This window comes from Bacillus sp. GW823-FHT06A10 (assembly GCF_058795375.1).
On sequence record NZ_JBXAHT010000004.1, the window covers coordinates 61206 to 76799 of the forward strand.

Below are 15594 nucleotides of genomic sequence, written 5' to 3' on the forward strand. Positions count from 1 at the left end.
ATAGTCCTCCTTTAGCGTACAACGTCTTGAAAGACGGTTAGTTCTTGTAGTGTATCTTCATTTATTTCAATGCCCAGTCCGGGCTTTTCGTTTAAGCGAATGAATGGTATATCGTAATGTAAGTTTCCGATGTCTTTCGTGAATTTTAATGGTCCCGTTAGCTCTACGCTCGTAATGATTTTCTTTGAGAAAGCGACATGGAATCCTGCGGAAGAGGCAACAGATGATTCGACCATTGATCCCACTTGGCATTCAATGCCGGCCATTTCAGCTTGATGAGCGAGCTTTACAGCTGGATATATGCCACCGCATTTCATTAGTTTTATATTCACTTTATCAGCAGCTTCTAATTTAATAATTTGGCGCATTTCACGAGAACTTTTTAGTCCTTCATCAATCATAAGCGGGAGGTCTGTCTTAGAACGGATATGAGCCATGGCATCAATATCGTCCGCGATAACAGGTTGTTCAATCCAGTCAATGTTTAAATGTCCTAATGAACGCAGTGCTGTTAATGTGTTTGCGCTATTTTTCCAGCCTTGGTTTACATCAACGCGAATAGCGATGTCATTTCCTACACGTTCTCGTACAGCTTCAATACGTTTCACATCTTCTTTTACATTCGTACCAACTTTCATTTTGAAAGATTGGTAACCTTTTTGAATCATAGAAGCAGCTTCTTCAGCCATATCTTCAGGATCGGCAATACTTAAAACGTGAGTGACATGGAATTCTTCATGATAGCGCCCGCCAATTAATTGATATACAGGTTGATTTAGTTTTTTGCCCATTATATCAAAACAGGCAATATCAATTGCAGCTTTCGCTGTTGGAACACCGTAAATTGTATTGTCCATCATGTCGTGTATTTTTTCGATATTCATTGGATTTTTCCCAATTAGAGCAGGGGCTAGCGTATGTTTTAAAGTATGGAAAGTACTTTCCCACGATTCACCTGTGACGTGATCATCAGCAACGCCTTCACCGTAACCGATAATACCTTCATCTGTTTCCATTTTGACGATAATAGAGGGCATATCAGAATAAGAGCCATAACTAATAACAAACGGATTGCGAAGCGGTAAACGAATTGCGTAAAGATGAATAGCTGTAATTTTCATTGAATAGAAACCCCTTCCTGTTTACAATAGTTTTATACATTTGATATAGTTGACGTTAAATAGTCGTTAATTAATGATAAGGAGTTAGAGAAAATTATGATAAAAATTGCAGTTGTCGGTTCAAAGGAATTTATGGACAACCTTTTTCCTATTGCTCAAAAATTAGAAGGAATAGAAATTGATCCATATATTTACCTTCATCCGGCGGAATCTTCTGAACTATTAAAGTGTCTAAAGCCTTGTGATGTCATCTTTTTCTCAGGTGCTTTACCTTATTATATGGCAAAAGAAATAAGAGAACAATTACGAATTCCAAGTACATACTTACAGCAAGACGAGACAACTGTCGCATCTTCAATTCTTTCTATCATGTATCATCAAAGTATTCAACCACATAACATTTCCATCGATTTAGTAGACCGCTCGTTTATTACAAATGTGTTCCATGATATCGGTATAAAAGAAAGTCCGCAAGTGTTGGATTATGAAAATATGCTGTGGAGTAAAGATGAGATAAATAGAGTTATCGATTTTCATGTAGCTAAATATCAATGTGGAGAAGCTCATTTAGCTTTAACTAGTATTCACGCTGTTTACGACGAGCTTCAAAAAATAGGTGTTCCTTCAGAGCGCATGATTGATCCAACACAATCCATTATACATGGGCTAAAAGATGCAAAAATAAAAGCTGAGTTAGCAAAAAGCTATTCAGCTACTGTTGGTGCTTGTATTATTTCTTCCTTAGAATTACGAGCGAGTTTGCTTGAAAAACTAGATGTGATTTCAAAAGAACTACGTGGTTCATTTAAACAAGTGGATGAACTGACATGCATTTTGTATACAACTCGTGGTGATATCGAATCAATTATTAAAACAAATGCGATAGATAACTTGTTTGCGAGCGTAGAAGGAACGATAGCTATTGGATTTGGTTATGGGAAAACCGTGAAAGAAGCGGAGCAAAATGCAAAAATTGCTCAAAGTTTTGCAAAGAACAATCCAATAGATCGTTGTTTTTATATACTAACAAGTGATAAAGATTTGTTTGGTCCGTTCCCGAAAGAACAGAGAGTACAAAGTTTGAAAAATGATAATCCGGAACTAATGAAAATAGCGAAGGAAACAAAGCTTAGTCCGGCCAACTTGTCAAAAATCATTCAATTTAGTCAATCGCACCCGTCATTGAAGTTTACAGCAGCTGACCTTTCTGAGTACTTACAAGTGACTCGAAGATCGACAGAAAGGTTGTTAAAGAAATTAGTTGATTACGGGTATGCTCATATTTGCGGCGAGGAAATGCCCTATCAACAAGGGCGACCTCGCGCACTATATGAACTGAATTTACCGCTATTTTTAAGCTTCTAGTTGAGCTTTTTGTTTCTTTAGTAGTTCTGCTTTTTCAATGTCTGATAGTTTTACAATTGTGAAGCCTGTTATACCATAAATGATTGAGATAATAGGTACGATGAAATTCAAAATAGCATAAGGAGCATATTCAAATGCACCTACGCCAAGTGTTGCGAGAATAAATACACCGCACGTATTCCAAGGAACGAAGACAGAAGTTAATGTTCCACCATCTTCTAATGCTCTGGATAAGTTTTTTGAATGTAGTCCTTTTTCCGTGTATGCATTTGCGTACATTCTTGAAGGGACAACAATTGAAATATATTGTTCAGAGCAAGTAAGGTTTGTTGCAAAACAAGATGCGATAGTAGAAGCGATAAGCCCTTTTGCTGATTTCGCTAACTTTAAAATTTGATTTACAATTGAGCGAAGAATACCTGTATGTTCTAATACTCCTCCGAAAGTCATAGCGACAATTGTCATAGAGACTGTATTCATCATTGAATCTAAGCCACCGCGGTTAAATAGTTCGTCTACTAGCTTGTTTCCAGTGTCTATAACAAATCCAGCTTGGAGTGCACCGACAGATGCTGAGACAGAACCACCTTGAATAAAGACTTGTGATAAGAATCCTAAAATAATACCGACGAGAATCGCTGGTATAGCAGGGACTTTTTTAGCGACCAATACCATAACGACTACGGGTATAATGAGTAGGAAAGGCGAGATAACAAAGTTTTGTTGCAATACTTGTAACGTTTGATCGATGCTCTTCGCATCAATATTGTTAGCGCCGAAGCTTCTTCCTAAGAGAGCGTAGACGATAAGAGTAATAATTAAACCTGGAACTGTAGTAAATAACATATGACGAATGTGTGCGAATAAATCTGTATTTGTTAATCCTGCGGCTAAGTTAGTTGTATCTGAAAGCGGTGACATTTTATCACCAAAATAAGAGCCTGAAATAATGGCACCAGCAACCATTGGAGCTGGGATTCCCATACTTAGGCCAATTCCCATTCCAGCAACACCAATTGTTCCCATTGTAGACCAAGAGCTACCAATTGCTAATGCAACGATAGAACAAATGACGGTAATGGAAACTAAAAATAGTGATGGAGTTAAAAGTTTTAAACCGTAATAAATCATCGTTGCGACGATTCCACCGCCAATCCAAGCACCAATTGTTAAGCCGACAAGAATAATAATGACGATAGCGGGTAATGCAAGACGAATCCCTTTATACATTGCTTCTTCAAGATCATTCCATTTGTAACCGTAACGCCAAGCGACAATAGAAGCAACGGTTGTACCGATAATAAGTGGAACGTGAGGGGTTTGTTTTAATACAACAATTGTAACCATCATAACTGCAACGGTAATGATAATAGGGATAAGCGCTATTCCAAAAGGTATTTCTTTTTTCATAAAGTTCCTCCTTGTTACGTATGTTTGTTTGTATTTTTAGAATTGTCGTAAAATAGACGTTTATTAGGTTATGATAACTAAAAGTTTATGTAAGCGTCAACATGAAAAACAGAAAATAAGGAATGTTCTAGTTGTTTGTTTAGTTTGTAATATAGGTGAGGAGTAAGCTTTTTAAGTATTTAAAAATAAACAATTGACTTTTTTCTTAAAATTCAATATGTTCATAAAAACATCTGTTTTTCATAAATATAATTAACCCGAATCGTTTGTAATGTGGGAAGGAGACTGGAACGTTGAAAACATTAGAACTACAAGAGCGCTTAACGGAGATTTTTCAGCATTTACACGAAAACCCTGAAGTAAGTTGGAAAGAATATGAAACGACAGCGTATATTACTGACTTTTTAAAAGAAGAAGGAATTTCATATAGAACATTTGATGATTGTCCAGGTGTAATTGCTGAGATTGGAGGCGGGAATCCAGTTATTGCGATTCGTGCTGATATGGATGCACTTTGGCAAGAAGTAAATGGAGAATTTAAAGCGAACCATTCATGTGGCCATGATGCTCATATGACCATTGTAATGGGACTTATTTTACAATTGAAAAATATGAGATGGAAAAGTGGTACGGTTAGATTTATTTTTCAGCCGGCAGAAGAGAAGGGTAATGGTGCTTTGAAGATGGTGGAGAAAGGTGCTGTAGATGATGCTGATTTCTTATTTGGCGTTCATCTAAGACCGATTGAAGAACTATCTTTGAAACAAGCAGCCCCATCTATTCGTCATGGAGCAGCAGGATTTTTAGAGGGTATGATTCATGGGGAGGATGCACACGGGGCAAGACCACACCAAGGTGTGAATGCAATTGATGTCATTTCCATGATTAATATCGGTTTGAAAAATATTTGGCTGCCACCGCAAAGTTCTTATTCAGTAAAAATGACGAGATGCCAAGCTGGTGGTGATAATTTAAATATTATTCCGGGAAATGGTCATTTCAGTTTAGATGTAAGAGCAGAGAGTAATATACTATTAGAAGAATTAAAGAAAAAGATTGAGCATGTAATAGAATCAGCTGCATCGATGGGGTCGAAAACTTCATACGAATGGATGGATCTTGCACCAGGAGCAGAGGTTTCCGAAGAAGCAGAGCGCTTTATGCGTAAAGGTATTCTCGAAGTGTATGGGGAAGAGAGATGTACGGGACCTCTCTATACGACGGGAAGTGATGATTTCCATTACTATACAGTGAAAAGACCACATTTAAAAGCTGTCATGCTTGGACTAGGAGCAGATCTACAACCTGGATTACACCATCCGTATATGAGGTTCGATCATAGTTGTATTATGGATGGGGTAGAAATATTGAAACAAACTGTATTGAAAGTGTTAGAAGACAGGGGCTAGAGAGCTCCTGTTTTTTTGTCGTGAATTGTCAGCAAATCGATATATTTTGAGTTATGATAGATATATTGAGAAAATCGTTGATATATTTGAAGTTACGATAGATATATTAAGAAAATCGTTAATATAATTTCACATACCTATTAATTTGATGAAAAATGAGCCTCCAGTACATGGTGTATAATAATAAGTACCATTTTTTAATAGGAGAAAACGAATGAACGAACAATATTACGATGCAGTTTTACATATAAAAACAGTCGGTGAGCAAAAAGGGTTTAACAAGTCTATGCATTATCACCGCTATGAACCGACGCCGTATAGCGGGTTAGATGAGTTATTGAATCAATATGAGATACGAAGTAGCGACCGAATTGTAGACTTTGGGTGCGGAAAAGGGCGATTAAACTTTTATATGCATCATAAATGTGGTGCTTCAGCAGTTGGAATTGAAATGAATGAAGAGTTTTATAAAGAAGCAATGGATAATCGAGATCGTTATGCACGAAAGGCACGAAACAGTAAGGGGAAAATTCAATTCCAATGTTGTTTAGCGCAGGAATATGAGATTGATCCACATGATAATAGGTTTTATTTCTTTAATCCATTTTCTGTACAAGTGTTTATGAATGTAGTAAATAACATTTTGCTTTCAGTAGAAGAAACGGGGAGAGAAGTAGATATTATTTTATATTATCCTTCTGAGGACTATATTTTCTTCTTAGAAAATCAGACTGCGTTTGAGCTGAAGAAAGAAGTTAGATTGCCAGGTGCTTATGAGAAGAATGGGAATGAGAGGTTTTTAGTTTATACATTAGGGTAATAAAAAAACAGGTGCCAAGGCACCTGTTTTTTTATTAGTTACGGATTAAGTAATCAAATGCACCTAAAGCTGCGTTTGCACCTGAACCCATAGAGATGATGATTTGTTTGTACGGATTATTTGTACAGTCACCTGCAGCAAACACTCCTGGTACGTTTGTAGCGCCGTGCTTGTCTGTTACGATTTCACCGCGAGCGCGTTCAACTGTTTCGCCTAACCAGTCTGTGTTTGGAACAAGACCGATTTGTACGAATACACCTTGTAATTCAACGTGATGAACTTCTTCAGTTTCACGATCGATGTAAGAAATACCGTTTACTTTGTCAGTACCAGTGATTTCTTTCGTTTGAACGTTTTTCAGAACAGTTACGTTTGGTAAGCTGTTAAGACGCTCTTGTAATACAGCATCAGCTTTTAATTCTGGCATGAATTCAAGAACAGTTACGTGCTTAACGATACCTGCTAAGTCGATAGCCGCTTCAATACCAGAGTTACCTCCGCCGATAACTGCTACGTCTTTTCCAGTGAATAATGGACCGTCACAGTGTGGGCAGTATGCTACACCTTTATTTTTGAACTCAGCTTCACCTGGTACGCCAACATTACGCCAGCGAGCACCTGTAGAAACGATTACGCTCTTACTTTTCAGAATGGCGCCGTTTTCAAGTTCCACTTCAATAAGTTCTTTTTTCTCTAAACGTTTCGCACGTTGTAGATTCATTACATCGATGTCGTATTCTTTTACGTGCTCTTCAAGGCTTGCTACTAGCTTAGGACCTTCAGTCTTTTTCACGCTGATGAAGTTCTCAATGCCCATAGTATCCATTACTTGACCACCGAAGCGCTCAGCAACGATACCAGTGCGGATGCCTTTACGTGCTGCGTAAATTGCTGCACTTGCACCAGCAGGGCCGCCACCAACAACAAGAACATCGTATGGATCTTTATCAGAAAGCTCTGATGCATCTGGACCGTTACCCATTTTAGCTAAAATTTCTTCAAGTGTCATACGACCGCTTCCGAAAGATTCGCCGTTTAGGTAAACAGTTGGTACTGCCATGATGTCTTTGCTTTCTACTTCCTCTTTGAATGCAGCGCCGTCAATCATAGTATGTGTAATACTAGAGTTAAGAACGCTCATTACGTTAAGAGCTTGTACAACATCAGGACAGTTATGACAACTTAGGCTGATATAAGATTCAAAATGATATTCGCCTTGAATGTTTTTAATTTGATCGATTAATTTTTGTTCAATTTTTGGAGCGCGTCCACTTACTTGTAGTAAAGCTAACACTAATGATGTAAATTCGTGTCCTAATGGAATACCAGCGAATACGACACCAGTGTCTTCACCAGGGCGGTTTACGCTAAAGCTTGGTGTTCTCTCTAATTCAACTTTTTCTACTGTAATCTTAGATGACATAGTAGCTAATTCGTCTACTAGAGCTAACATATCTTTAGATACGTTATCGTCTCCTGCGCTTACTTTAAGTAAAATATCGTTCTCCATTAACTGAAGGTATTGGGATAGTTGTGTTTTTATATCTGCATCTAGTATCATTTTGATCGAACTCCTTAGATTTTGCCTACAAGGTCAAGGCTTGGTTTAAGTGTTGCAGAACCCTCTTGCCATTTAGCTGGGCAAACTTCACCTGGGTTGTTACGTACGTATTGAGCAGCTTTAATTTTGTTAACAAGAATGCTTGCGTCACGGCCGATACCGTCAGCATTGATTTCCATAGATTGGATAACGCCGTCTGGATCGATGATGAATGTACCACGAGCAGCAAGACCTTCTTCTTCCATTAAAACGTTGAAGTTTGTAGTGATTGTGCGAGTTGGGTCACCAATCATGATGTACTCGATTTTGCCGATAGTTTCTGAGCTATCATGCCATGCTTTGTGAGTGAAGTGAGTGTCTGTAGATACAGAGTATACTTCAACGCCTAAGTCTTTTAGAGTTGCGTATTGGTTTTGTAAGTCTTCAAGTTCAGTTGGGCAAACGAATGTGAAGTCAGCTGGGTAGAAACAAACTACACTCCATTTTCCTTTTAAACTTTCGTCAGTAACTTGGATAAATTCTCCATTATGGTAAGCATTAGCTTTAAACGGTTTTACTTCTGTGCCGATTAATAACATGTTAAAATTCCTCCTAAATGTTGGTTTTGAGCATCAAAAAATAGTGTGCTCATAAAATATATTTTTTAATTAACTATAATAATTCTAATTCGATATTAATTATCATATAGAAGTGGTTATTTTGTCAAGCGAATAAACCAACTTTATTCCAATTTAATTAATATTTATTCTCAATTAAGGCTATCACGGAATAGAAAGGTAATTTTAAGTCTATAAATTTTAGATGAGTGTTTGAAAAGTTTAATGTGTATGTTAGAGATAGTGTGTAAGTTTAATGTCTTAGGAAGGAAATATTTCTTAGAAGTTGTGGTTTTGAAAAGGAACTGCTTACTTCTATTTTACAAAGAATTTTGTGATAAATAAAATAAAATGAATCGGAAAATTTTTGAACAATTTTTGTCATCTCAAATATATAATTAGGAAGTATATTACGATGATAGTTAGAAACATTGACTCAAAGTGCTAACAAGATATAATAAAACCTAGATATACCTTTCAAAAAGAAGAATACATATTTATAGGATGAAAAAATTCAACCTATTATTTTTTATAGCTTTTAGAAAACGCTTACAATTAGTGTGGAGGGGAAACCATGTCTAAGTTCACGAAGTATTTTTTAATGGAAGCTAAAGATGTGATTGCATATGTGAAAGAGAAATTATCTAAGTTTGAAAATGCAAAGGGGTTACAGTGTAAAGAAATAGGTGATGGCAATTTAAATTATGTGTTCCGCGTTTGGGATGAAAAAGAGAACATGTCTGTCATCGTAAAGCAAGCTGGGGATACAGCTCGCATTTCAGATGAGTTTAAGTTGTCGACGAATCGTATTCGTATAGAATCAGATGTTTTGCAGTTAGAGGATGAGTTAGCACCTGGACTTGTTCCTAAGGTGTATTTATTTGATAGTGTGATGAATTGTTGCGTAATGGAAGATTTATCGGATCACACAATATTACGTACAGCACTTATAAATCATCAAATATTTCCGAGGTTTGCGGATGATCTAACTACTTTTATGGTAAATACACTTTTGTTAACATCGGATGTTGTAATGAATCATAAAGAGAAGAAGGAACTTGTGAAGAATTATATAAATCCTGAATTATGTGAGATTACAGAGGACCTCGTATATTCAGAACCATTTACCAATCATAATAAGCGTAATGAGTTATTTCCGTTAAATGAGGGATGGATTAGGGAACATATTTATAGTGATAAAGAGCTTCGTATGGAAGTAGCGAAACGTAAATTTTCTTTTATGACGAATGCACAGGCATTACTTCATGGTGATTTACATACTGGCTCTGTTTTTGTAAGAGATGATTCTACAAAGGTTATTGATCCTGAGTTTGCTTTTTATGGACCTATGGGATATGACGTTGGGAATATAATGGCGAATTTAATGTTTGCTTGGGTGAATGCAGATGCAACGATGTCACCTGGAGCTGAGAAAGATACGTATATGGATTGGTTACAAACTACGATGGTAGAGGTAATTGATTTATTTAAGCAGAAGTTTTTAGGTGCTTGGGATATTCATGTGACCGAGATTATGGCGAAGGAAGAAGGCTTTAGCGAAGTCTATTTGCAATCTGTATTAGAGGATACAGCTGCAGTGACAGGTCTGGAATTAATTCGCCGTATTGTTGGATTAGCGAAAGTAAAAGATATTACTTGTATTGGGAATGAGGAAGCACGTGCTAGAGCGGAGCGAATTTGTCTTCAAGTAGCGAAGAGTTTTATTTTACGAGCGAATCAATATAGAACGGGCACAAGTTTTGTAGAAACGTTAAAAGAACAGTCAACGCACTACGCGAAGTAAGGGGAGAATATGATGGAAGAGCAATTAATACCAATTCAGTGGAAAGATGATGCTTTAGTTTTGTTAGATCAAACGTTATTACCAAATGAAATTGTCTATGAATCTTTTAAAACAGCTGAAAGTGTGTGGGATGCAATACAAGTAATGAAAGTACGAGGTGCACCCGCGATTGGTGTTTCAGCTGCTTATGGAGTGTATTTAGGGATAAAGGAATTTGCTGAAAGTACGGAAGAAGGATTTATGGATGAAGTAAGAAAGGTATGTACATACTTGGCGACATCAAGACCGACTGCAGTAAATTTATTTTGGGCGCTTGAAAGAATGGAAAGTGTAGCGACAGATAATGCTCACTTATCAATCTCACAGCTGAAAAATAGATTACTAGAAGAGGCAAAAGAAATTCATAGAGAAGATGAAGAAATTAATCATCAAATTGGAGAGCATGCATTAACATTATTCCATGATGAAATGGGAGTATTAACGCATTGTAATGCAGGTGCTTTAGCGACGACTAAGTATGGTACTGCGACGGCTCCAATGTATTTAGCGAAAGAAAAAGGATGGAATTTAAAAATTTATTCGGATGAAACGCGTCCTAGATTACAAGGTTCAACGTTAACAGCATTAGAACTGCAGCGAGCGGGTATTGACGTTACTGTTATTACGGATAATATGGCAGCTATGGTCATGTCACAAGGGAAGATTGATGCAGTAATCGTTGGATGCGACCGTGTGGCAGCAAATGGTGATGTAGCAAATAAAATTGGCACATTAGGCGTATCTATTTTAGCTAAGTACTACAACATTCCGTTTTATGTAGCAGCGCCAACACCGACAATTGATTTAAAGACATCGACAGGAAAAGAAATTCTGATTGAAGAAAGAGATGCTTCTGAAGTGATTAATCGCTTTGGACAATATTCAGCTCCGAAAGAAAGTAAAGTATATAATCCAGCATTTGATGTTACTCCACATGAAAATGTAACAGCGATTATTACAGAAAAAGGGATTGTAAAGGCACCGTTTACGGAGAATTTAAAAAAGCTATTTCAATAAGTAGATAAATATAAAAGTCAGTCATCATAAGCTTCATACTTAGGGGGATGTATATGTTATTACAAAAAGAAAGAGAAGAAATTGTAGCGTATGGAAAGAAAATGATTTCTAGTGGTTTAACAAAGGGGACGGGCGGTAATATTAGTATCTTTAATCGTGAACAAGGTCTTGTTGCGATTAGTCCAAGTGGTTTAGATTATTATGAAACAAAGCCTGAAGATGTAGTTATATTAAACTTAGATGGTGAAGTAGTAGAAGGAGAAAGAAAGCCATCAAGTGAACTAGATATGCACCTTATTTATTATAGAAAGCGTGAAGATATAAATGCGCTTGTACACACACATTCTCCTTATGCAAAGACGATTGCATCATTAGGATGGGAACTTCCTGCAGTATCGTATTTAATTGCTTTTGCAGGCCCGAATGTACGCTGTGCGCCGTATGAGACATTTGGTACGAAGCAATTAGCAGATGCTGCTTTTGAAGGCATGATTGATCGCCGTGCAGTGTTACTTGCGAATCACGGTTTAATTGCTGGGGCAAATAATATAAAAATGGCGTTTACTATTGCAGAAGAGATTGAGTTTTGTGCTCAAATTTATTATCAAACAAAAAGCGTCGGAGAACCGAAGTTACTGCCAGAAGACGAGATGGAGAATTTGGCGAAGAAGTTTGAAGGGTATGGGCAACAGTAGAAATCTAACGGAAATGTTATTCAATGTGTATTAAAATGGCCGTGAAAGAATATATATTCTTCCATGGCCATTTTAGGATTTTAATTATTTAGATATATTTTTGAGTTGCGAATCTAATTTCCAAAAACCGATTCCTGAGAATAGTGCTGCTAATGAACCAATAATTGCAGCAATACCGATATCTCCGAACATCATTCCGCCCATTAAGATACCAAAAATTCCAATTAAGATAAGAATAATAGAAATAGCTTTCATTATACGATACTCCTTAAAACGTAAAAGTTATATGTGATAATATAACATTAATAGAGTTTATAATCAAAAATATTTTGTTCAGGAATTGTATTGAGGTAGGAAATATGAATGGTGAATAAAGGGTTAGGAGAAGGAAACGAAAGGAAAAAACATCCTCAAAATTGAGGATGTTTTTACGCTTTCTTAAGCAACAAATACATAAAGTAAGGAGCCCCAATTAAAGCAACGACAATACCTGCTGGAATGCCATTAGGATCAACGATATTTCGTCCAATTGTATCTGCTAATAATAATAGCCATCCGCCGATTAAAAGGGCGATAGGCATGAAGATTTGATGTCTTGGACCTACTAAAGATTTCGCGATATGAGGAGCCATTAATCCGATAAAGCTAATTCCTCCTGTTACGGAAACAGCTGCAGCTGCAAGTGCAACGGCTGCAACTAATAAGTACCTGCGTTCTTTTTCAATTTCAATTCCAACGCCGATTGCGACTGGTTCGTTTAATGCTAAGATGTTTAATCGATTTGCTTTATAGAAAATAAACGGAATGAATACGATTAACCATGGGAGCATTGCTAAAACGAAGATCCAGTCATCTCCCCAAATATTTCCGGCAATCCATTTTGAAATAAAGTCTACTTTCATACGATCCGCGGATGAAATAAGGACAATCATCGTTCCAGATAGTGCAAATGCAAAACCGATACCGGTTAATGTTAATCGCACCGGCTGAAGTCCAGTTGATTTACTATATGAAAATACGTAAATTAAAACAGCTGTCAGAAATGCCCCAATAAATCCAACGACAGGTAGTAAGTAAAGAAATGAACCTACGTCTATTGGAAAGTATAAAAAGAAAATAGCAACAGCAACACCAGCTCCAGAGTTAATACCAAGAATACCAGGTTCAGCTAAATCATTTCGGGTAATTCCTTGCAGAATAGCCCCTGATAAAGCGAGAGCCATACCAGCTAATAATGTAATGACAATTCTAGGTAGTCTTAAAGAGTATAAAACGAACTCCTCTTTAAAAGTCCCTTGCCCCATTAATGTTGGGAGTAGTCGATCATAAGATAAAGATGCTGAACCAAGTCCCATTCCAATTACAATGGTTGTGATGATTACTATAAGTAAAGCGAGTATAATGAGACGCTGTTTTCTTAAAATAGATTGCATCATGAGAATGTTTTTCCTCCTTTACGTACAATGAATAGGAAGAATGGTAATCCTACAATCGCGACAATTGCCGCAACTGGTGTTTCGTACGGAGCGTTAATAGTACGTCCAATTGTATCTGCAAGTAGCATAAAGGAAGCTCCAGCAATTGCTGACATCGGTATAACAAATCGGTAATCTGGACCGACAATTGGGCGTACCATGTGAGGTACCATTAAACCGATAAATGCCATATTTCCAACAAGCGCTACAGATGCACCTGCAAGTAAGATAATAATGATAAATAAAATAGTTTTAATAACAATAATTTTTTGACCTAGTCCAATAGCCACTTCCTCACTGAAACTAAGAACTGTCAATTTTTTTGCTAGTAAGATAGCGATAAAGATACTAATTGAAATGACTGGAATAATAATTTTTAATTGGCTCCAAGTTGTTCCAATTACGCCCCCAGCAGTCCAAAGTGATACATCTTGTGAAATTTTAAAGTAAATGCCAATTCCTTCTGAAATTGCGAGTAGAAATGCTGAAACTGCAGCGCCCGCTAATACAATTCGAAGAGGAGAAAGGCCGCCTTTTTTCACCATACCAATTCCAAATACCATAATTGCGCCAATTGCAGCACCGATAAAGCAAGCTAACGTTAAGTAAAGATAGCTGATGGAAGGATTGAAAGCAAGTGTTAGTGCAAGCGCAGCATTTGCTCCACCAGATAGCCCTAATAATCCAGGGTCCGCAAGTGGATTTCGTGTTAATCCTTGCATAATTGCTCCAGAAACGGCTAATCCAGCTCCTACAAAAATAGCAGCAACTTCACGTGGTAAACGTATTTCTCGAATAATAGATATTTTGTCTCCTTTAGCGGAGGAAGTGAGTGCTAACCATACATCTTTTATCGAAGTATCTGCAGCACCTAATACCATTGCAACCATAAAAATAAGAAAGAATGCAATTAAGCTTAAAATTAGTTTGTATGTAAAAGCTATAGAACGTGGATTTTCATGATCTTTTGTCATTCGTTTCACATCTTTTCTGTTCATAGAATAAAGGAAGAGGAATTCTTAAATTAAGAATTCCTCATGTTTGTATTATTTACCAAGAAAGCTCTTCTTGAAGAAGTCTAGTTGGAAATCTAATGTAAGTGGATCATTGAAATAGAATTCCATCATGTTTGCTTCATATACACGATTATTTTTTACTGCTGGGATGTTTTTATATGATTCTGTCTCTTGGAATGAGTTATCAGTATCTTTGTTTTTACTTACGATTAAGTAATCACCAGCAAATTCAGGTAATACCTCAGTAGATAATGCGTAATAACCTTCTTTTAATGCTTTTTCTTTTACTTTTTCAGGCATTTTTAATTTCATTTCTTGGTACAGAATTTCTGTTCCGCGGCCCCAGTTCTCGCCGTATACATAAAGCTGTTTGTTGAAGTTTTCTACAACAGAAACTGTTGCATCTTCACCGATTTTTGCTTTAATTTCTTTACCAGCTTCTTGTGCACGTTTCTTGAAGTCATCAACCCAAGTTTTTGCTTCTTTTTCTTTGTTTAATAACTTACCAATTTCTAAATGCTGTGTTAAGTAATCAACTTTTCCGTAAGTGTATGTTACAGTAGGAGCGATTTTCTTTAACTTATCGACATTTTTAACATTTGATAAACCAATGATTAAATCTGGATTTAGTTCAGCGATTTTTTCAACATTTTCATCTGATACTTCAGCAACATCTTTAAGTTTACTATCAAAACGTGGGTTTTGTTTAGACCATGAATCTACCCCAACAAGATTTACACCTAATGACATTACGTTACCAGCGAATGATGATAATACAACAACGCGTTTTGGATTTGCAGGAACTTCTACTTTTTTACCATCTTCAGATTGGTATGTAATTGTTTCTGATTTGCTACCTTTTGCATCGTTCTTTTTGTCTGTAGAGCCATTGCTACAAGCACTCATAACAAGAACGAAAAGAACTGTTAGTGAAATAAATAACTTTTTCATCGTCTTTCTCCTTTAACATAGATGATATGTGTATACAATAATTTGTTTAACTGCAATCTTTTTGAAAGAGTAGTGGTAAAGCAAAATGATTTATTAAAAATCTTGAATATGAGATTTTATAATATAGTATTAACCATATTAATGAAAGAAGATGTAATCTCAAATTTGCTAATTATTAACAAAATGATAATGATTATCACTATTGATTCTTTAAATAATATAATTTTATATAGGTGTATTGTCAATAGTAATTTTGATTGTAAATTTTGCGGAAACAGGTTATATTTTATTGAGAATGATAATCAATGATTAATA

The 15594-nt window shown here is 36.4% G+C and carries 14 protein-coding genes; 6 read left to right on the plus strand and 8 right to left on the minus strand.

From position 1 onward, the window contains the following. Positions 1 to 11 precede the first annotated feature (11 nt). The gene (locus AC1Q8M_RS24095) at positions 12 to 1121 is read right to left on the minus strand and encodes a mandelate racemase/muconate lactonizing enzyme family protein (RefSeq protein WP_016513317.1); all 1110 of its coding nucleotides are present in this window, start codon (positions 1119 to 1121) and stop codon (positions 12 to 14) included. Positions 1122 to 1214: 93 nt separating this feature from the next. On the opposite strand from AC1Q8M_RS24095, the gene AC1Q8M_RS24100 reads away from it, so the two are divergent. Further along, positions 1215 to 2486 (plus strand): hypothetical protein, encoded by a 1272-nt coding sequence (locus AC1Q8M_RS24100; RefSeq protein ID WP_043353419.1) that lies wholly within the window; start codon positions 1215 to 1217, stop codon positions 2484 to 2486. On the opposite strand, the gene nhaC is transcribed toward AC1Q8M_RS24100, so the two are convergent. After that, entirely contained in the window at positions 2475 to 3896 is a 1422-nt protein-coding gene (gene nhaC / locus AC1Q8M_RS24105; RefSeq protein WP_016513315.1) for a Na+/H+ antiporter NhaC, read from the minus strand. The two genes, AC1Q8M_RS24100 and nhaC, sit on opposite strands and share 12 nt — an antisense overlap. 293 nt (positions 3897 to 4189) lie before the next feature. On the opposite strand from nhaC, the gene AC1Q8M_RS24110 reads away from it, so the two are divergent. Further along, entirely contained in the window at positions 4190 to 5305 is a 1116-nt protein-coding gene (locus AC1Q8M_RS24110; RefSeq protein ID WP_000853516.1) for a M20 peptidase aminoacylase family protein, read from the plus strand. A 214-nt stretch (positions 5306 to 5519) separates the two neighbouring features. Further along, positions 5520 to 6125, plus strand: coding sequence for an SAM-dependent methyltransferase (locus tag AC1Q8M_RS24115; RefSeq protein ID WP_001005626.1), 606 nt, complete (start codon positions 5520 to 5522; stop codon positions 6123 to 6125). A 34-nt stretch (positions 6126 to 6159) separates the two neighbouring features. On the opposite strand, the gene ahpF is transcribed toward AC1Q8M_RS24115, so the two are convergent. Both ahpF and ahpC read right to left on the minus strand, forming a co-directional pair. Further along, on the minus strand, positions 6160 to 7686 hold the full coding sequence (gene ahpF / locus AC1Q8M_RS24120; RefSeq protein WP_000599499.1) for an alkyl hydroperoxide reductase subunit F: 1527 nt from the start codon (positions 7684 to 7686) through the stop codon (positions 6160 to 6162). 14 nt (positions 7687 to 7700) lie between these two features. Next, positions 7701 to 8264, minus strand: a complete 564-nt coding sequence (ahpC, locus tag AC1Q8M_RS24125; RefSeq protein WP_000924420.1) for an alkyl hydroperoxide reductase subunit C — start codon at positions 8262 to 8264, stop codon at positions 7701 to 7703. Positions 8265 to 8856: 592 nt separating this feature from the next. On the opposite strand from ahpC, the gene mtnK reads away from it, so the two are divergent. From mtnK to AC1Q8M_RS24140, 3 genes are read left to right on the plus strand one after another with little or no spacing between them, the layout of a single operon-like run. Continuing rightward, entirely contained in the window at positions 8857 to 10086 is a 1230-nt protein-coding gene (gene mtnK, locus AC1Q8M_RS24130) for an S-methyl-5-thioribose kinase (RefSeq protein ID WP_098855498.1), read from the plus strand. A 9-nt stretch (positions 10087 to 10095) separates the two neighbouring features. After that, positions 10096 to 11142: an S-methyl-5-thioribose-1-phosphate isomerase gene (gene mtnA, locus AC1Q8M_RS24135; protein ID WP_098855499.1), complete on the plus strand. Its 1047-nt coding sequence runs from the start codon at positions 10096 to 10098 to the stop codon at positions 11140 to 11142. A 53-nt stretch (positions 11143 to 11195) separates the two neighbouring features. Next, positions 11196 to 11837 carry an L-fuculose-phosphate aldolase gene (locus AC1Q8M_RS24140; RefSeq protein WP_000926548.1) on the plus strand — a complete coding sequence of 214 codons (642 nt, stop codon included), beginning with the start codon at positions 11196 to 11198 and terminating at the stop codon, positions 11835 to 11837. An 84-nt stretch (positions 11838 to 11921) separates the two neighbouring features. On the opposite strand, the gene AC1Q8M_RS24145 is transcribed toward AC1Q8M_RS24140, so the two are convergent. From AC1Q8M_RS24145 to AC1Q8M_RS24160, 4 genes are all read right to left on the minus strand, one after another. Next, entirely contained in the window at positions 11922 to 12092 is a 171-nt protein-coding gene (locus tag AC1Q8M_RS24145) for a hypothetical protein (protein ID WP_000644466.1), read from the minus strand. Positions 12093 to 12265: 173 nt separating this feature from the next. Further along, positions 12266 to 13273, minus strand: a complete 1008-nt coding sequence (locus AC1Q8M_RS24150; protein WP_000983749.1) for a FecCD family ABC transporter permease — start codon at positions 13271 to 13273, stop codon at positions 12266 to 12268. Continuing rightward, positions 13270 to 14310, minus strand: coding sequence for a FecCD family ABC transporter permease (locus AC1Q8M_RS24155; RefSeq protein ID WP_002153558.1), 1041 nt, complete (start codon positions 14308 to 14310; stop codon positions 13270 to 13272). Before AC1Q8M_RS24155 ends, AC1Q8M_RS24150 begins: the two co-directional genes overlap by 4 nt. Before the next feature lie 48 nt (positions 14311 to 14358). Further along, positions 14359 to 15279, minus strand: a complete 921-nt coding sequence (locus AC1Q8M_RS24160) for an iron-hydroxamate ABC transporter substrate-binding protein (RefSeq protein ID WP_000732564.1) — start codon at positions 15277 to 15279, stop codon at positions 14359 to 14361. Positions 15280 to 15594 lie beyond the last annotated feature (315 nt).